This is a genomic window from Micromonospora endolithica (genome assembly GCF_003626595.1).
In the GTDB taxonomy this organism is placed as follows: domain Bacteria; phylum Actinomycetota; class Actinomycetes; order Mycobacteriales; family Micromonosporaceae; genus Micromonospora; species Micromonospora endolithica.
The window spans coordinates 1-17,117 of record NZ_RBAK01000002.1; the positions used below are offsets into that span (position 1 = coordinate 1).

At 73.6% G+C, this 17,117-nt stretch carries 18 protein-coding genes and 2 tRNA genes; 8 read left to right on the forward strand and 12 right to left on the reverse strand.

From position 1 onward, the window contains the following. Positions 1–309: 309 nt before the first annotated feature. Positions 310–2,646: a heavy metal translocating P-type ATPase gene (locus D7223_RS05870; protein WP_120725837.1), complete on the reverse strand. Its 2,337-nt coding sequence runs from the start codon at positions 2,644–2,646 to the stop codon at positions 310–312. Between the two features lie 168 nt (positions 2,647–2,814). Here D7223_RS05870 and D7223_RS05875 point away from each other — a divergent pair, with 168 nt between their 5' ends. Both D7223_RS05875 and D7223_RS05880 read left to right on the forward strand, forming a co-directional pair. Then, entirely contained in the window at positions 2,815–3,813 is a 999-nt protein-coding gene (locus D7223_RS05875; protein ID WP_186832248.1) for an Acg family FMN-binding oxidoreductase, read from the forward strand. A 144-nt stretch (positions 3,814–3,957) separates the two neighbouring features. Next, the gene (locus D7223_RS05880) at positions 3,958–5,583 is read left to right on the forward strand and encodes a sensor histidine kinase (RefSeq protein ID WP_120725839.1); all 1,626 of its coding nucleotides are present in this window, start codon (positions 3,958–3,960) and stop codon (positions 5,581–5,583) included. Positions 5,584–5,723: 140 nt separating this feature from the next. Here the strand turns inward: D7223_RS05880 and D7223_RS05885 are convergent, their stop codons facing one another. From D7223_RS05885 to D7223_RS05900, 4 genes are all read right to left on the reverse strand, one after another. Then, a complete protein-coding gene (locus tag D7223_RS05885; RefSeq protein ID WP_120725841.1) occupies positions 5,724–6,611 on the reverse strand; it encodes a GNAT family N-acetyltransferase in 888 nt (295 codons plus the stop codon). 180 nt (positions 6,612–6,791) lie between these two features. Next, on the reverse strand, positions 6,792–7,526 hold the full coding sequence (locus D7223_RS05890) for a dienelactone hydrolase family protein (protein ID WP_120725843.1): 735 nt from the start codon (positions 7,524–7,526) through the stop codon (positions 6,792–6,794). 281 nt (positions 7,527–7,807) lie between these two features. After that, positions 7,808–8,059, reverse strand: coding sequence for a flavin reductase (locus D7223_RS05895; protein WP_120725845.1), 252 nt, complete (start codon positions 8,057–8,059; stop codon positions 7,808–7,810). Then, positions 8,059–8,379 carry a hypothetical protein gene (locus D7223_RS05900; protein ID WP_120725847.1) on the reverse strand — a complete coding sequence of 107 codons (321 nt, stop codon included), beginning with the start codon at positions 8,377–8,379 and terminating at the stop codon, positions 8,059–8,061. Before D7223_RS05900 ends, D7223_RS05895 begins: the two co-directional genes overlap by 1 nt. 349 nt (positions 8,380–8,728) lie before the next feature. Here D7223_RS05900 and D7223_RS05905 point away from each other — a divergent pair, with 349 nt between their 5' ends. The 3 genes from D7223_RS05905 to D7223_RS05915 are packed head-to-tail and all read left to right on the forward strand — an operon-like array spanning position 8,729 to position 9,857. Continuing rightward, a complete protein-coding gene (locus D7223_RS05905; protein ID WP_120727010.1) occupies positions 8,729–9,496 on the forward strand; it encodes a DUF5753 domain-containing protein in 768 nt (255 codons plus the stop codon). Continuing rightward, the gene (locus tag D7223_RS05910) at positions 9,487–9,678 is read left to right on the forward strand and encodes a DUF397 domain-containing protein (RefSeq protein WP_120725849.1); all 192 of its coding nucleotides are present in this window, start codon (positions 9,487–9,489) and stop codon (positions 9,676–9,678) included. The genes D7223_RS05905 and D7223_RS05910 overlap by 10 nt, the downstream gene beginning before the upstream one ends. A gap of 53 nt (positions 9,679–9,731) precedes the next feature. Then, positions 9,732–9,857 (forward strand): DUF397 domain-containing protein, encoded by a 126-nt coding sequence (locus D7223_RS05915; protein WP_238161674.1) that lies wholly within the window; start codon positions 9,732–9,734, stop codon positions 9,855–9,857. Positions 9,858–9,928: 71 nt separating this feature from the next. On the opposite strand, the gene D7223_RS05920 is transcribed toward D7223_RS05915, so the two are convergent. Further along, the gene (locus D7223_RS05920) at positions 9,929–10,567 is read right to left on the reverse strand and encodes a response regulator (protein ID WP_120725853.1); all 639 of its coding nucleotides are present in this window, start codon (positions 10,565–10,567) and stop codon (positions 9,929–9,931) included. A 178-nt stretch (positions 10,568–10,745) separates the two neighbouring features. Between D7223_RS05920 and D7223_RS05925 the strand changes: the two genes are divergently transcribed. Next, positions 10,746–11,720, forward strand: a complete 975-nt coding sequence (locus D7223_RS05925) for an Acg family FMN-binding oxidoreductase (protein ID WP_120725857.1) — start codon at positions 10,746–10,748, stop codon at positions 11,718–11,720. 23 nt (positions 11,721–11,743) lie between these two features. Here the strand turns inward: D7223_RS05925 and D7223_RS05930 are convergent, their stop codons facing one another. Then, positions 11,744–12,745, reverse strand: coding sequence for an NAD-dependent epimerase/dehydratase family protein (locus D7223_RS05930; protein WP_120725859.1), 1,002 nt, complete (start codon positions 12,743–12,745; stop codon positions 11,744–11,746). A 217-nt stretch (positions 12,746–12,962) separates the two neighbouring features. Between D7223_RS05930 and D7223_RS32695 the strand changes: the two genes are divergently transcribed. After that, positions 12,963–14,468 carry a hypothetical protein gene (locus D7223_RS32695; RefSeq protein ID WP_158610828.1) on the forward strand — a complete coding sequence of 502 codons (1,506 nt, stop codon included), beginning with the start codon at positions 12,963–12,965 and terminating at the stop codon, positions 14,466–14,468. 141 nt (positions 14,469–14,609) lie between these two features. On the opposite strand, the gene D7223_RS05940 is transcribed toward D7223_RS32695, so the two are convergent. The 5 genes from D7223_RS05940 to D7223_RS05955 all read right to left on the reverse strand — a co-directional run bounded on the left by D7223_RS05940 (position 14,610) and on the right by D7223_RS05955 (position 16,669). Beyond that, positions 14,610–15,488: an ABC transporter permease gene (locus D7223_RS05940; RefSeq protein WP_158610829.1), complete on the reverse strand. Its 879-nt coding sequence runs from the start codon at positions 15,486–15,488 to the stop codon at positions 14,610–14,612. Positions 15,489–15,561: 73 nt separating this feature from the next. Next, a complete protein-coding gene (locus D7223_RS05945; RefSeq protein WP_120725863.1) occupies positions 15,562–16,098 on the reverse strand; it encodes an ABC transporter ATP-binding protein in 537 nt (178 codons plus the stop codon). Between the two features lie 28 nt (positions 16,099–16,126). Then, positions 16,127–16,270, reverse strand: a complete 144-nt coding sequence (locus tag D7223_RS32700) for a hypothetical protein (protein WP_158610830.1) — start codon at positions 16,268–16,270, stop codon at positions 16,127–16,129. Between the two features lie 212 nt (positions 16,271–16,482). Further along, positions 16,483–16,554, reverse strand: a tRNA-Val gene (locus tag D7223_RS05950). Positions 16,555–16,596: 42 nt separating this feature from the next. Further along, positions 16,597–16,669: transfer RNA gene (locus tag D7223_RS05955), tRNA-Gly, on the reverse strand. A gap of 182 nt (positions 16,670–16,851) precedes the next feature. Between D7223_RS05955 and D7223_RS05960 the strand changes: the two genes are divergently transcribed. Continuing rightward, entirely contained in the window at positions 16,852–17,091 is a 240-nt protein-coding gene (locus D7223_RS05960; RefSeq protein ID WP_120725865.1) for a DUF6458 family protein, read from the forward strand. Positions 17,092–17,117: the final 26 nt, after the last annotated feature.

Sequence of the window (17,117 nt, forward strand, 5' to 3'; positions counted from 1 at the left end):
CTGGCAGAACGCACGCCGTTCTCCCGCCCTCACAGTTCTGACCTTCGACAAGCCAGAACCTAGGCAGGACAACGGCGTGCGCCATCACTGACGCGCCCAACCACCCACAGACACGTCACAAGACCCATAATTATGTCTGTGCGACATAACGCCTTCGGATCTGGTGCCCTCGGGGCCGGCCGATCGACGGGCGCGCGCCGCCGGCGAACGGCGGGCCCAGTGCCGGCGACCGGTGGGCAGGCCGCCAGCCACCGACGGGCGCGCCGCAAGCCACCGCAGGCCGCCGGCGACCGGCGGGCGCGGTGGCGCTCAGCCGGGGGCGGGTGGACTGAGCGCGTAGTACTCCTCGTCCTCCTGGTCCAGGTGTAGCCGCAGGACGGCGGCCAGGCCGTAGAGGGTGGCGAGCAGGTCGGTGCGCTGGTCCGGGCGGACCGGCCCGGCCCCGGTCTGGGCCAGGTGGGCGCCGATCCGGTCGGTCAGCCGGCGGATCTCCACGTGCGCCCGGCTGGTCGTGGCGGTGGCTCCGGTGCCGCCCAGCGGGTCGGCCAACGCCGGGTAGAGCCGCTGTTCCTCGGCCGTGTCGTGCGGCAGCACCTCCCCGGTCAGCCGCCGGTGCGTCGCCCGCAGCGCCGGCAGGCAGGTCGGGTCGTCCGGTCGGGTGGCCAGCAGGTCGGCGGCGTCCCGCAGGTCGGCGAGCACGTCCCGGACCCGGTCGTGCTGGCCGGCGTACGTGGTGAGCAGCTCGCGGGTGCCCGCGGGCAGGTCACGGTGGCGCAGCCCGCCGCGCAGCGCCCGCAGCGCGTTGAGGATCACCAGCACGTCGATGCCTTCCTGGAGGAACGCGCCGGCCACCGGCGGCAGCCGGCCGGCCGCCGCCGCCAGCATCGCCAGCCCGGCCAGGCCCATGCCGACGGTCGCGCTCTGCACGGCGACGCGGCGGGCGTACCGGGCGATCTCCACGGCGTCGGCGAGCCGGTCCAGCCGGTCCACGGTGAGCACCGCGTCGGCGACGTCCGCCGAGGCGGTCGCTCCGGTCGCCCCCATCGCCACGCCCACGTGCGCCTCGGCCAGCGCCGGGGCGTCGTTGACCCCGTCGCCGACCATCACGGTCACCGCCCGGTCGGCCTCCGCGCGGACCCGGTCCACCTTCTCCGCCGGTGAGCAGCGGGCCAGCACGTCGTCCACCCCGACGGTCCGGGCCACCTGCTCGGCGGTGTCCGGCCGGTCCCCGGTCACCATCACGATCCGGCGCAGGCCCGCCTCGCGCAGCCGCCGTACGGTGCGCCGGGCATCGGGGCGGACCGGATCCTCCAGCAGGATCGCCCCGAGCGGGCCGGCGTCGCCGCCCACCCACACCACCGAGTGCCCGGCGAGGTCGGCGCGGGAGCGGGCCCGCTCGGCCCAGTCCGGCAGGTCACCGTCGAGCTGTCCGACCCGCACGGTCCGCCCCTCGACGCGACCCCGTACGCCCCGGCCCGGCTCCTCGGTGACGTCGCGCGGCTCGGCCAGGCGCAGCCCCCGGTCCCGGGCCTGCCGCACCAGCGCGCGGGCCAGCACGTGCGGGGAGAGCTGCTCCACCGAGGCGGCCAGGCGCAGCACCTCGTCGCGGTCCCCGCCGGGCGCGGCGACCGTCTCGGCGGCACGCGGCCGGCCGGCGGTGAGCGTGCCGGTCTTGTCCACCAGCAGGGTCCGGGCCCGGCCGAGCAGCTCCAGCGAGGCGCCGTCGCGGACCAGCACCCCCCGCCGGGCGGTCCGGGACAGCCCGGACACGATCGCGATCGGGGTGGCCAGCAGCAGCGGGCACGGGGTGGCCACCACCAGCACGGCCACCGCCCGGACGAACTCGCCGGACAGCAGCCACGCCAGGCCGGCGAGGACCAGGGTGAACGGCACGAACGCGGCGGCGTACCGGTCGGCCAGCCGGACCATCGGCGCCCGGTGCGCGCTGGCCTCCTCGGCGAGCCGGACGATTCCCGCGTACGTGCTGGCCGCCGCGTCCTTCACCGCCCGCATCGGGAAACCGGCGCCGGCGTTGACCACGCCGCTGGCCACCTGTTCCCCCGCCGCCCGGTGGACCAGCCGGGACTCGCCGGTCACCACCGACTCGTCCAGGGTCACCGGCTCGTCGACCCGCCCGTCCACCGGCACCACGTCGCCGGGTCCGACCAGCAGGGCGTCGCCCACCCGTACCCGGTCCAGCGGCACCACCTCGATTGTCCCGTCCGGTCCGCGCCGGCGCGCGGTGCGCGGTGCCCGGGCGAGCAGCGCGCGCAGGTCGCGGGTCGCCCGTTGCCGGGCGTACGCCTCCAACGCCCGCCCGGTGGCCAGCATGACCGCGATGACGGCCCCGGCCAGGTACTCCCGGACCACGAGCGCACCGGCCAGGGCGAGAACCGCGATCACGTCCACGCCGAACCGGCGGCGCCACAGGTCACGCAGCACCGCCCAGGCGGCGGGGACCAGCGCGGCCACCGTCGCCGCCGCCCACACCAGGTCGGCCGGACCGGCCCGCCCGGCCAGCCGCAACGCCGCACCGGCGAGCACCAGCGCGGTCAGCCCGGTCAGCGGCACCCAGAGCAGCCGACGGCGGCCGCGTTCACGGCGCGCCGGCTGCTCCGGCAGGCACTCCTGCGGCTCGGCTCCCACCCGCGGATCGTCCCAGCACGGTCGGGTCGGCCGGGCCGAAATGCCCGGCCGGGTCGGGACCTGCGGGCCGTGCGGCGGGTGCCGGAATGGCGCACGATGGAGCGGTAACCCGGCCCGGGGCACCGGTCGGTGCGGCACGATGGGCTTGGAAACGGAAAGGTCGTGACGATGAGCCACGAGACCCCGGCGACGGATCGCCCGGTCGCCACCGCCCTGGCGGAGGCGGCGGCGACCGCCGGCCACGCCCCCTCGTTGCACAACACGCAGCCGTGGCGCTGGCGGGTGCTGCCCGACGCCCTGGAGCTGCGGGTGGCGCGGGACCGGCAGCTCGCCGCCACCGACCCGGAGGGTCGGCTGCTCACGCTGAGCTGCGGCGCCGCGCTGCATCACGCCCGGGTCGCGCTCGCCGCCGAGGGGTGGCGGGCGACGGTGGAGCGGATGCCGGACCCGGCCGACGAGGACCTGGTGGCCCGACTGACCGGCCCGAGCCGCGCCGAGGTGGAACCGGACGCGATGCGCCTGGTGCAGTGCATGCAGGTGCGGCACACCGACCGGCGGCCGGTCAGCGACGAGCCGGTGCCCAGCGCCGCGCTCGGGGAGATCGGTGCCGCGGCCGCCGCCCAGGGGGTGCGGTTCCACCTGCTCGACTCCGACCAGGTGCTGGAGCTGGCCGCCGCCGCGTCACACGCGGCCACGGTCGAGGCGGAGGACCCGCAACTGCGTGAGGAACTCGCCTACTGGACCAGCCGGGCCGGGGGCACCGGCCTGCCGTCGGACGTGCTGCCCGCGTCGGCGCCGCAGACCACCGTGCCGGCCCGGGACTTCGGCCGCCCCGGCAGCCTGCCGGTCGGGCCGGGCCACGACCGGGCGGCGGTGTACGCGCTGCTCTACGGCGACGAGGACGAGCCGGACAACTGGCTGCGCGCCGGCGAGGCGCTCTCCGCCGCGTGGCTGACCGCCACCCGGCTGGGCGTCTCCCTGGTGCCGCTGAGCGGGGTCGTGGAGGTGCCGGGCACCCGGCAGACGTTGCGTGGCCTGCTGGCCGGGCTCGGTCTGCCGTACCTGGTGATGCGCCTGGGGATCGCGGACCCGGCGCACGCCGGCCCGCCGCACACCCCCCGCCTGGACGTCGCGCAGGTGGTCGACACCTCCGCGGTCCGCGGTTAGCGGGGGGTGCCGGTCCGGCCACGCCGGCGATAGCATCGCCGCGTGGCCAGCAGCGCACCAAGTCCCCGACGGGATCCCCAGACACCCCCTTCGCTGGGGCTGAGTCCGCTGTCCCGGGTCCACCTCGACGAGCTGCTCCAGGAGATGCTGGACCGGGTCGGCGAGGTGATGACCAGCCGGGAGCGGCTGCGCGCGCTGCTCGACGCGGTGGTCGGCATCGGCAGCGACCTGGACCTGCGCAGCACCCTGCAACGGATCGTGGAGTCGGCCTGTTCGCTGGTCGGCGCCCGCTACGGCGCGCTCGGCGTGATCGGCCACGACCGGATGCTGCACGACTTCATCACCCACGGCATCGACGCCGAGACGCACGCCCGGATCGGCGACCTGCCGCACGGGCGGGGCGTGCTCGGCCTGCTCATCGACGACCCCCGCCCGGTGCGGATGCCGGACATCACCCAGCACCCCAAGTCGTACGGTTTCCCGGCGCACCACCCGCCGATGCACAGCTTCCTCGGCGTGCCGGTGCGCATCCGCGACCAGGTGTTCGGCAACCTCTACCTGGCCGAGAAGCAGGGCGGCGCGCAGTTCACCGATGACGACGAGGAGATCGTCGTCGCGCTCGCCGCCGCGGCCGGCGTGGCGATCGAGAACGCCCGGCTGTACGCGCTGGCCCACCGCCGGGAACGCTGGCTGGCCGCCACCGCCGAGATCACCTCGGTGCTGCTCGGCGAGGTGCGCCGCACCGACGCGCTGGCGCTGGTGGCCCGCCGGGCCCGGGAGGTCGCCGAGGCGGAGCTGGCGCTGGTGCTGCTCTACGACCCGGAGAGCGACGAGTTCACCGTCGAGGTGGTCGACGGCGCCGGCGGGCAGGCCGGGGCGCTCTCCGGCACCGTGCTGCCGGCCGCCGAGACCAGCTTCGCCGCCGCCGTCCGGGACGGCCGGCAGGACCGGGTGGACGACCTGGCGCACGCCGCGCCCTGGCCGGCGCTGCTGCACACCGGTCCGGCGGTGGTCTCCCCGCTGGCCACCGCGGACACCCTGCACGGGGTGCTGGTCATCGCCTACCGTCCGGACCTGGGCGGGGCGACCGACGACCTGGCCCTGCTGGGCAGCTTCGCCGGGCAGGCGGCGCTGGCCATGGAGCGGGCCCGGGGGCAGGAGGAGCGGGAGCTGCTGGTGGTCCTGGAGGACCGCGAACGGATCGCCCGGGACCTGCACGACGTGGTCATCCAGCGGTTGTTCGCCACCGGCCTGCAGTTGCAGAGCACGGTGCCGCTGACCGCGCGCCCGGACGTCGCCAAGCGGATCAACGCGGCGGTGGACGACCTCGACGCCACCATCCGGGACATCCGGCGGACCATCTTCGAGCTGCGTACCCCGATGAGTTCGGCGCTGCGCACCGAGATCCGGGAGGCGGTCGAGGTGGCCACCGAGTCACTCGGCTACCGGCCCACCCTGGAGCTGGTCGGGCCGGTCGACAGCGCCGTGCCGGACGAGGTCCGCCCCGACCTCACGGCCGTGCTGCGCGAGGCCCTGTCCAACGCGGTACGCCACGCGCACGCCCGGCACGTCGCCGTGGCGGTACGCGTCGACGCCGGCCGGGTCACGGTGACCGTCACCGACGACGGGGTGGGCTGCGACCCGGCGGCCGCCCGGGGTGGCCTGGTCAACCTGCGCGAGCGCGCCGAACGGCACGGCGGGACCTTCGAGGTGCGCCCGGTGACCCCGCACGGCACCCACCTGCACTGGTCGGTACCGCTGCCCGGCTAGCTGGTACGACAGCCGCCGTTCGGGGTCATGGCTGAAGTTCGGGGTTGAGCCGGAGGCAGGCGTTGGTCAGGCGGACCTCGTGGACCGTGAGCTTGATCAGTCCGGCGTGGGTGGGGTCCGGGTCGGCGGCGTCGCGGTATTCACCGGGAACCGCGGCGCAGATCGGTCACCTCAGCCGACGGCGTGAAGCCGGCCGAGGCGTAGGTAGCTACGGCGCCGACGTTGGAACTTTCCACGCACACACTCGCGCTGGACGAACCCATGTCGCGAAGGGCCGCAGCGGCGGCAAGCGTGATCGCCGTGCCGTAACCATGGCCTCGGTGACTGCGGTGCACGCCCATCGGTTCCAGCAGTCCTGGCCGCCCCGGGCCGGCTGACCACACAGCCGCGACTGCCACGGCGTCGTCGTTTTGATCGAACGCGGCGAGGCAGCGTGCGTCAGCGTAGAACGGACCACCGGCCATGGCGAGCCAACGCCCGACCGTGCGGCGCCGGTCGGCATCGCTGAGGGGTGAGCCGCGGAACGCGGACCAGTGGACTCCGACCCACACCTCGGCGCGATCGGGCTCGATCGTCTCGATGCGCACCCCGCAGTCCTGTACCGGGTCCGAGAGACCGCGGTGGAACGGTGTCCACGGCTCGTCCCGCTCCCAACCCCGCTCCAGCAGCAACTGGGTCAGACGCTCCGCACCTCGGGCTTCGACGGTCGCACCGTCGGGAGCCAGGACACGCCCTGGGTCGTCCAGGTCAGCGGCGAGCCGGCGGGCCAGGGCCTCGTCATCACGCCGGTCCGGAGCGACGGCCATGCGCACCAGTTCGGGGCCGTCCAGCAGCCCGATCGCGAGCACCTCCCCGTCGCGCGACCACATCCGGATGTCAGCCGCCGTAGCCTCGGCACCACGCAACGAGTGCCAGCCGAGATCGCCGGAATGCAGATGCAGCGGTCCCCCGTCGTACTGCCACCGCTTGAGCGCGTCCACCGCTGGTGGCAGCTCGTCAACGCTCGGGGTGCTCACACTGATGCTCACGAGTGCACCCAAACCCAAAGAGCGGCCCGGCACCATCGATTTTCGCAGCAGCCGCGCTCATCACGGTTCGCCGAATGTCTGTATCCAGGCCGTCGGGAGCCCGTGACCACGAACGTGCACGGTGTTGGTTGGCAACCAGCGGACCAGAACCTGGAAGGAATCCCGTTCGAGGTCCCGGCACTAGCGCAGATGCCGGGCGAAGAACCCGGCCGCCTCCTCCCCCGCGAACCGCGGCACGCCGGTGTGTCCGCCCATGTTGGCGTGCAGCGTCTTTTCCTTGGAGCCGAAGGCGTCGAACAGGTCCAGGGCCGCTTGCCGGTCGTTCCCCTCGTCGTCCCACTGCAGCAACACGTGCAGCGGAATGACGACCTGCCGGGCCTCCTCGAACATGGTGCGAGGCACGAAACTCCCGGCGAACAGCCCGGCGGCCACGATACGCGGCTCGACCACCGCCAGCCGGATGCCGACGGAGATCACTCCCCCCGAATACCCGACCGGGCCGCCGATTTCCGGCAGCGACAGCAGGGCATCCAGAGCGGCCTGCCATTCCGGGACCGCCCTGTCGACGAGCGGGAGGACGAGGGCGTCGATGATCTCGTCGCTGACCGGCTCGCCGGCCGCCAGCACCCGGCGCAGGTCGGCGCGGGCCTGCTCGGCGGCGGCCCAACGAGGTCGGTCACCGCTGCCGGGAAGCTCGATGGTGGCCGCCGCGAAGCCCTCTGCCGCGGACTGCCGGGCCCAAACCACCAGACGGGGGTACATCGTGCGCAGTCCGAGCGGAGGGTGGCCGAGCAGAATCAGCGGGACCGGTGCGGACGCCGATCCGGGCGTCCACAGGATGCCGGGGATCTCGCCGAGGGTGAATTCGCGTTCGAGGAGCCCGTCATCGAGGCGCTGCTCAGTGGTGAAACGCATGGTCGTGCCTTTCGGGAGTGCTCGCGAACGGCGCTCCCGGACGACCTATCGCCCGACCGTGACCCCAGAGGGGAGCACCCATGTCGAAACGTTCACGGGTACCACCTCCTCGGTCTCTCGCACGGCACCGAGAAACTAGCAGCCGCCACCGTGACCCGCCAAGCGCTTTCCGCCCGCGCCCTGCCCGACTGGCGGTGGCGGCTGACCTGCCGGCGAAGCCCGCCCCGCGCCTCCTCGGGGGACGGAGAGGCACGGGGCGGGCGGCTAGGGTGTGGACACCCTCAGCGGGCACGGAGCCAGCCGAGGAACCGGTCCGCCAGATCCGCCGGTGGCGTGCCGCTGTTCAGCGCGGCCAGCGTGGCCTGGGCTTCGTCGAGCTGCGTCGCCAGGTAGACGCCGAGCGCGACCCGGTCGCCTCGGTACTCGCTCAGCAGGGACAGCCGCGCCGACTGGCAGGGCCAGCCCACGCCGCAGTTGCGACACCGCCAGAGCGGGCGCGTCGGCTCATGGGGGATCACGCGGCGGATGCTCATCAGCGCATCCGCCGGGCGATGGCGAGGGCCTCGTCGTCACTCAGCGGGAGGAAGAACAGGAACCGCTTCACGATCTCCGGCGGCTGCGGCCCGTCCACCCGCCCCCGCAGGTCGCGGATGGCCCCCGGGAGCAGGCCGGAGATGACGGGGAGCAGCAGCTTGCGCTCTGCCGGGCCGGGGTTCGCCGTCCGCCACTTCGCGCAGGGCCAGTCGGTGCCGCAGACGTGGCACGTCCACGCGGGTGGCGGGTTCGGGGAGTGGTCGATGTAGACGGAGATGTTGGCGAAGGCGCTCAGTCGCGGCCACCGTTCGCGCGCCACCGCTGAGCCGGCGTGGGGCTGCCGGCGCGGCCGGGAGCCTGGACCGGAAGCGGGCGGGTCGGCTCGAACAGGGCGGCCCGGCAGGTGCGCCCCCCGCGCCCGCCGGGGAAGCGAGGGTGGGGCCGGCTTGCAGCGCCAGAACCGGAGTCGCACGGTGGGGCCTCCTTCGTCGTTGGAGGGGCCGCCCCCGCGCCTCACCGAGGGCGGCCCGGTACGAGCACGACCGGCGGGCTTCGGGTACCTCCACCGGCGCGTGCCGCCTGAAAGTCACCTTGCCTAATGTGGTGGGACCGATACACAACGCTAGTAAGGTCGGCGGAATGTGCGGGACGTCCTCAGGGGAGACGGTGTGAATCACGGACTCATCGCTGCGATGGCTGAAGCGGGCGAGACGGCGGAAAGCCTCGCAGGTCAAGTCCGCGTCGATCCGAAGACGGCGCAGCGTTGGGTGAACCCTGGACGCGTTCCGCGCCCTCGCCATCGTTCCCAGGTCGCCGCAATCCTCGGTCGGGACGTAGGGGACCTTTGGCCGGACGTACTGAAGCGCCGCGAGCCGGCGTGGTTCCGAGCGTGGGCCGAGATCGAACACGACGCAGTCGCCCTGCGGTGGTTCGAACTTGCGTGGGTGCCGGGCCTCCTTCAGACCGAGGCATACGCGCGGGCGACGCTGGCCATGGCGAACCTCGGCCCCGAGGCCGTAGACGAACTGACCTCGGCACGGTTGCAACGGCAGAAGATCATGCACAGGGTGCGGCCACCACTGGTCGTCACGGTGCTGGACGAAGCGGTCCTTCGGCGGCGGGTCGGGCGCGACGGGTCACTGATGCGTGCCCAGTGCGAGCACATCGCGGCATGCGCCGAACTGCCGGGTGTGCAGGTGCACGTCGTGCCGAGTGACACACCGATGTATCTCGGGATGGGCGGACCGTTCATCCTTGCCGAGATGCCAGACGGCACGCGGGTGGCGCACCTCGACGGCCAGGTGAAGGCACACATCACCGACGACGCAGCCGAAATAGCTACGCTTGAACACCGGTGGGCGCGCATAGTGGGAGAAGCCCTACCCTGGGTCCAGTCTCTCGACCTCGTCAGGAAAGCGGCAGCCTCATGGACATGACCGGCGCGCAGTGGCGCAAGAGCACCAAGAGCGGGAGCAATGGCGGGGCCTGCGTCGAAGTGGCCGACAACCTTCCCGGCGTCGTCATGGTCCGGGACACGAAGGATCGGGATGGCGGGACACTCGCCTTCGCCCCGGCCGCTTGGCGGACGTTTGTCGCCGGAGTCACCGAGCGGGCCTGAGCCGACTGCAGACGTACAGATCTTGGACAGTTACCGTTCACGCGGAACGGTAAATGTCCAAGATCTGCGGGCAGCGAGAAGGCGGCCACCTCATGGACGTGACGGGCGCGCAGTGGCGTAAGGGCACCACGAGTGGCAACAACGGCGGGGCCCGCGTCGAGGTTGCCGAGCGGGCCTGAGCCGACCGCGCGGACGCACGCTTACACCCACCCTCGACGTGCGGTGGGCTCTTGCGTAGCGGGTGGTCAGGTCAGTGGGTCTTGCCGAGCAGGCGGGTGGCGAGCACGGCGGCCTGGGTACGGCGTTCCAGGCCCAACTTGGCCAGCACGCTGGACACGTAGTTCTTCACCGTCTTCTCCGCCAGGAACATCTTCCCGGCGATCTCCCGGTTGGTGAGCCCCTCGGCGACGTACTCCAGGATGCGCCGTTCCTGCTCGGTCAGTGACTTGAGCTCGCGCGGCTGCTCGACGCCGCTGCGGATGCGCTCCAGCACCCGGGTGGTGATCGCCGGGTCGAGCAGCGACTGCCCGGCGGCCACCCGGCGGACCGCGTCGACCAGGTCGGTGCCGCGGATCTGCTTGAGCACGTAACCGGCCGCGCCGGCCATGATCGCGGCGAAGAGCGCCTCGTCGTCCTCGTACGAGGTGAGGATCAGGCCCTTGATCGAGGAGTCCACGGCCCGGATGTCCCGGCACACGTCGATGCCGTTGCCGTCGGGCAGCCGGGCGTCGAGGATCGCCACGTCCGGCTTCAGGGCCGGGATGCGGCGGGAGGCCTCCTGGGCCAGGCCGGACTCACCGACCACCTCGATGTCGCCGCTGCTGGTGAGCAGGTCGGCGAGGCCACGACGGACGACCTCGTGGTCGTCGAGCAGGAACACGCGGATCATCCCTCGTTTCTACCCGTACCGGGGTCGGGCCGCACGGGCCGAAGGTCCCGACCACGCCGTACGTCCCGGTCGGACGGGTCCTCCGGCCCTGCCTGCGCGCCCCGCCGGTGACCGACGGTGGGGTGGCACGAGTGGGACCTCGGGGAGCGGCACGACCTGCCACGGAAGGAGCACCGCCATGGACATCGGCTTCGGCGTGGAGCAGTTGCGGGTCGCCGTGACCGACGCCGTGCGGGCGCCGTCGCTGCACAACACCCAGCCGTGGCGCTTCCGGCTGCGCGACGGCGGGATCGAGGTGCTGGTCGACCCGGCCCGGCGGCTGCCGGCGACCGATCCGAGCGGCTGGGGTGCCCGGGTCGCCTGCGGGGCGGCCCTGTTCAACCTTCGTCTCGCGCTGGCCGTGGCGGGTACGCCGGCGGTGGTGCGGCTGCGCCCGTACCCGGCCGAGCCGGACGTGGTGGCCCGCCTGGTGCCGGACGTGCCGCGCCGGCCCACCCCGCTGGAGCAGTCGCTGCACGCGGCGATCCCGCGCCGGTTCAGCAACCGGGCCCCGTTCTGGCCGGACCCGGTGCCGGCCGACGCCCGCTGGCGGCTGGGTGAGGCGGCCCGCGCCGAGCAGTGCTGGCTGGAGTTGCTGATCGGCACCAGCGCGGTGAACGCGTTCGCGGAGATCGCCCGGGGTGCGCACCGGGTGTTGGAACGGAACCCGGCGTACCGGGCCGAGCGGGCGGAGTGGGTGCGCCGCGAGCACGCGCCGGACGGGGTGCCGGCGGCGGCGGGCGGCCCACAGAGCGAGCCGCAGGACCTGCTGCCGTCACGTGGGTTCGGTGGGCGGGACCGCGCGCCGGGCCGCGACTTCGAACCGGAGCCGCTGGTCGCGGTGCTCGGCTCGGCGGGCAACACGGCCGTCGACCAGGTGGTCGCCGGTCAGGCGTTGCAGCGGGTGCTGCTCACCGCCACCGACGCCGGGTTGGCGGTGTCGCTGCTGTCCCAGCCGATCGAGGTGCCCGGGGCCCGCGACCAGTTGCGGCTGTCGCTGGGCCGGTTCGGCACGCCGCAGATGGTGCTGCGGATCGGGTTCGGCCAGCCCGGCTGGCCCACCCCCCGCCGCCGCGTCGAGGACGTCCTCGACCTGCCGGTGCGCCCCGGCTGACCCGCCACCGGCCGTCGGGCCGGTCAGGCGGTCGGGGCGTTCCGCGCGGCGAGCAGGGCCGCCTCGCGGGCCGGGTCGAGGCCGACCGGGGCGCGCTGCGGGCGGCCGGCGCGCGGCGGCACGGTGCCGACGGCGCGCAGCCAGGCCCAGGTGTCGGCGACCGTCTCGGCGACCGGCCGGCAGGTGAGGCCGGCGGCGTACGCGCGGGTGACGTCGCGCTCCAGCAACCAGCGGTATTCGTGGCCCAGTGGGATCCAGATCGGCAGGTCGTTCCAGGGTTCGACACCGGCGGCCAGGATCTCCTGCGGGTCGGTCCAGCGCAGCCGGGCGTCGGAGCCGGTGACCGCGACACAGGCGTCGAGCAGCTCACCCATGGTGGCGTGCCCGGACCGGCTGACCACGTTGACCGGGCCGGTCGCGGTGCTGTCCAGCAGGAACCCGGCCAGGTCCCGCGCGTCGACGAGCTGGAACGGCAGGTCGGCCGGGCCGGGGGCGAGCACGTCCCCGCCCCGGGCGATCCGGGTCAGCCACCAGGGCAGCCGGCCGATGTCCTCCCCCGGGCCGAGGATCAACCCGGCGCGGGCGAGCAGCGACCGGTCGCCGAACACCGCCCGCACCGCCCGCTCGGCACCGGCCTTGTTGCGGGCGTAGTCCGCCTCCTCGGCGTCCGGTGCCGCGGCCACGGTCGGCGCGTCCTCGTCGGAGCCGGGTCGCACCGGCTCGGCGTACACCGAACCGCTGGACACGTAGGCGTAGCGCGCGACCCGGTCGACCAGCGCGGCGGCCGCGGCGCCCGCGACCCGGGGCGCGCCGTCCCAGGTGTCGACCACCAGGTCCCACTCGCCGCCGGCCAGCGCGGCCAGCCCGTCCGGCGCGGTCCGGTCACCCCGCAACCGGTGTACGCCGGGCGGCGTCGTCCCGTGCAGCCCCCGGTTGAACACCGTCACCGACCAGCCCCGACGGAGCCCCTCGGCCACCGTGGCCCCGCCGACGAAGCCCGTGCCGCCCAGCACCAGAAGTCTCATGCGCTCCACTGTGCCGGCCCGGCACGCCGGACGGCTGCGATGTTCGCCGGTGGCGGATCTGCCGACGGCAGAAGCCTCCCGCCGCACGCCGGGCCGCCCGGCCGCGGGGACGGGGCAGAGATTCGGGGGCAGTCCGGAAATAATGGCCGCCGAGACCGTTCGGGGGCGGTCCGGTCCCGGACGCCTCCCGCCCTACGGACACGAGCGAGGATCCGACATGGCCGAGGGGTACCCCTCCGTTCCACCACCGCCCACCCCGCCCGCCGGGCCGTACGGTCCACCGGGGCCGCCCGGGGCGCACCCCCAGGCGTACGCGTACGGCCCGCCCGGCGGCCCGTACCCGACGACGCCGCCACCGGCGCGGAGGTCCCGGCGTGGCCTGTGGATCGGCCTCGGCGCGGCCGGCCTGGTCCTGGTGCTGATGGTGGTGGGGTCGGTGTACGCCCTGTCGTCCTACCTGGACAAGCACTCCGGCGTCACGGCGGGGCCGCACGACCTGGTCTCCCAGCAGGACATCGACGATCTGCTGGAGGGGCGCACCCGGGCACTGCGGGACCGGGACGAGAAGGCGTTCCTGGCCCCGTTCGAGCCGGCCGACGCCGCCCTGGTGGCCCAGCAGACCAGCCTGTTCCGCAACCTGGTGAAGCTGCCGCTGGCCCAGGCCCGCTACCAGGAGTTCATCTCCCGCGACTTCGCCGACACCGGCGCCGGGGTGACGTTCCGGAGCACCGTGTCGTTCGTGCACCAGTTCGAGGCGTTCGACCCGGAGCCGGTGGAGGAACTGTACGAGTGGACCGTGGTGCGGGCCGGCCCGGACGCCCCGCTGCGGATCACCAAGGTGACCGGCCGGCTGGCCGGCGGCGAGCGCCGGAACGCGACCACCTACCACCCGGCGCCGTGGGACCTGTGGCGGGACATCCACGTCGAGCGGACGCCGCACACGGTGATCATCTCCGACGCGAAGCTGCGGGCCGAGGCGCGCCGGCTGGCACCGGTGGCCGAGCGGGCCGCCGTCGAGGACCTGGCCGCGTGGCGGGACGGCGGGGTCACCGCCGAGGTCCCGAAGGGCTTCGTCATCGCCCTGGTCAAGGGCAAGAAGCAGCTCGGCACGCTCTACCGGACCACGAAGGAGACGCCGACCGAGTCCGGGGTGGCGATCCCGGTGCCTCCGGTCGGCGCCATCCAGGGCGATGTCGCCGACGCCCTGGACGTCGCCACCACCCGGGTGGTGATCGACGTCGGCGACCGGTACTACTTCGGCGCCGGGGACCCGGACCAGGCGGCGGTGCTGTTCCGGCACGAGCTGGCGCACGGCATCGTCAACGTGCTCAGCGAACTCGAGATCGGCGTGGGCGGCATCGACGGGCACGCGAAGTGGGTGGTGGAGGGGTTCGCGGAATACCTGGGCCACGACCGCCGGAAGTGGACCAGCAGCTCGCGTACCGAGGAGTCGCGGTCGGTGTTCCGGGTGCGCGGCAAGCTGGAACAGCTGCCCCCCAACGTGCTCTTCGCGAAGAACGGGCAGGGCAGCTACCACTACTGGCTGGCGCACTCGGCGATCGGCTACCTGGCCGAGAAGTACGGCCACCAGAAGGTGATCCGCTTCGTCGCCGCGCACTACCAGGGTGCCGGCGTCGACACCGCCCTGCGCGAGCAGTTCGGGATGTCCTACCGCGAGTTCGAAAAGACCTGGGCAGCGTACGTGGACGACACGGTGCGCTGACCGCGCACAGTCGCGGCGGTCGGCGCCGCCAGCCGCCGCGACCGTCGCCTATCCGCCAGCAGCAAAAGGGCGCTGACCTGGGAAAAGTGGTATAAAATGCCGCACGCCACATCGTGCGCGGTCGGCCGGGGCGGGGTCAGGTCAGCCACGGGTCAGCACCCCTCTGCGCCGGGCGAGGCCCAGCGCGCGGTCGAACGTCCAGGCGGACAACGGCAGGAGTACGGCGGCGGTACCGGCCAGCGCCGGGGTCGCCCCGACCCAGCCGCCTCCGGTGAGGGCGTGGCGCAGCCCGTCCAGCGCCACTCGGGTGGGCAGCACCGCGCACAACGGGTGCAGGACGTCGGGCAGCGCCGCCGTCGGGAAGTACGTGCCGGACAGGAACGACAGGGCCACCACCAGCAGCCGGGCCACCGGGTCGCCGTGCCCGACCACGACCGCGAGCCCCATCAGCACCACCCCGAACGGCAGCGCGCACAGTGCCGCGAGGACGAGCGTGACCACCACACCCGGCCAGTCGGCGTTGTCGACGTGCAGGCCGAGGAATCCGGCCAGCAGCCCCAGATAGATCCCGGCGCGCAGCAGCGCGAAGGCGAACGGGTAGCCGACCAGTCCGAACGCGAGCGCCCAACCCGGTACCGGCTGCGCGGCCAGCAGTTCCAGCGTCCCGTCCCGTTGCTCGGCCGCGACCCGGGCGACCACCTGCACGGTCGCGGCCTGGATCACCAGCAGGAAGACGATCCCCACCGCGACGAAGTCGAAGTAGCGTCCCGCGCCGGCGAAGTCGGCGGTCGGGGCCAGCATGAGCACCCGGGACACGAAAAGGAAGACCAGCAGGTTGAGGAACCCGAACAGCAGGTCCAGCAGGAAGGACAGCCGCAGCCCGCGGCGCTCGGCCAGGTCCCGGCGCAGCAGCGCCCCTACCGCCCGCCCGCCGGCCCGCCCCCCGCCCGGCGCGGCGCGGAACGCGTCGACCCGGGGCGGACGACCGGCGGCCGGCGCGGCGCGCAGGGCGCTGCTCACCGGCGGACCGGCATGGTCAGCGTGCGGTGACAGCGGGCCCGGTCCTCGTCCAGGTGGGAGGCGAGCACGCAGGTCAGTTCGGGCCGCCGGTCCAGGGCGGCCCAGAACAGTGTCCGCGCGGCGGCGTCCAGGGACCGTCCGGGTTCGTCCAGCAGCAGGACCGACGGGCCACCGAGCAGGGCACGCGGGCGCTGATCCGCGCCCGCGTCCCGGCGGAGCACCGCTGCGCGGGCAGTCGGGCGTACTCGGCGATGGCGAACTCCTCCTCCAGCCGGGCGACCGCCGGGGCGGCCTCCCGGGCGGGCAGCCGCATCCGGGCCACCAGCATCAGGTTGTCGTGCGCGGAGAGCCGGCCGCAGAGGGTCTGCTCCGGGGCGAGAGCGACGCCGACCAGGCGGCGGGCCTCGGGTGACCCGACCGCCCAACCGGCGATCGTCGCCCGGCCGGCGCTCAACGTGAGGGTGCCGGCCAGGCAACGCAGCAGGGTGGTCTTGCCGGCGCCGTTCCCGCCGGTCAGCAGCAACCGGGTGCCGGGCGAGACCTCCAGGTCGAGGCCCGAGAAGACCGGGCGTCGCCCGAAGGTCCGCCCGGCACCGTCGAGGAGCAGCATGTCGGAACGGAGCAGTCGACTGCGGAGATCAGATCGATCCCTCGACGCCGGACTGGCCGTCGGCGTCGGTGACTCCGGGGAATCCGCCTCGGGTCAGGTCGGCGAGCGTGCCGAGCCGGCGCGGTTGCGGCGGCTGGTAGCCCTGCGTGCTCTCCTTCGAAGTCGGCGGCATAGGAGTAATTTCCATCTTAAACTTCCTTGTATTCCCTAAACGGATATAAGACGACTAGCGCCTCAGTTGGCGACAGGAGTAGCAATAGTGATGCTCCGCAGAAGAGCGGCGCGGACATCGCGTCCGGCAGGGCATGACGCAGAAAAAACCGGATGCCCACGAGGGGCATCCGGTCAGGCCCGGTGCGGCTGTCGGCACCGACCTCGGTTCGGTGGGCGATACTGGGTTTGAACCAGTGACCTCTTCCGTGTCAAGGAAGCGCGCTCCCACTGCGCCAATCGCCCGTGCTCCCCGCGCCGGGACCGCCGGCTGCGGGGTGGATCGCGAGCGGACGACGGGATTCGAACCCGCGACCCTCACCTTGGCAAGGTGATGCGCTACCAGCTGCGCTACGTCCGCGTGCCGCCGACCTGAGTCGGCGACGGAGTGGACTCTACCCGATGCCAAGATCGCCCGCTGCGCCGGGCCCGCTCCGCCGACGGTAGGGCGAGCACCGGTGGTGGGCCGGGGCGGTTGCGCCGGTGGTCGCCGGGGTACTGAATCCCATCGACGGCACACCATTCCCCCACTAGGAGGCTGTCGTGGGTATCGGCACCAGCATCTTCCTGATCGCGCTCGGCGCGATCCTCACCTTCGCCCTGAACGCCACCCTCGGCGGCGTCAACCTCGACGTGGTCGGCTGGATCCTGATGGCCGCCGGCGTCCTCGGACTGATCATGACCACCCTCGTCTGGAGTCGCCGCCGCGAGGTCGTCACCACCACCGAGCCGGTCGAGTACCGGCGGGTCGAGGAGCGCCGGGACGTCGCCCCGCCGCTGTGAGGCCGGGGCGGCCGACGGAGCTGAAC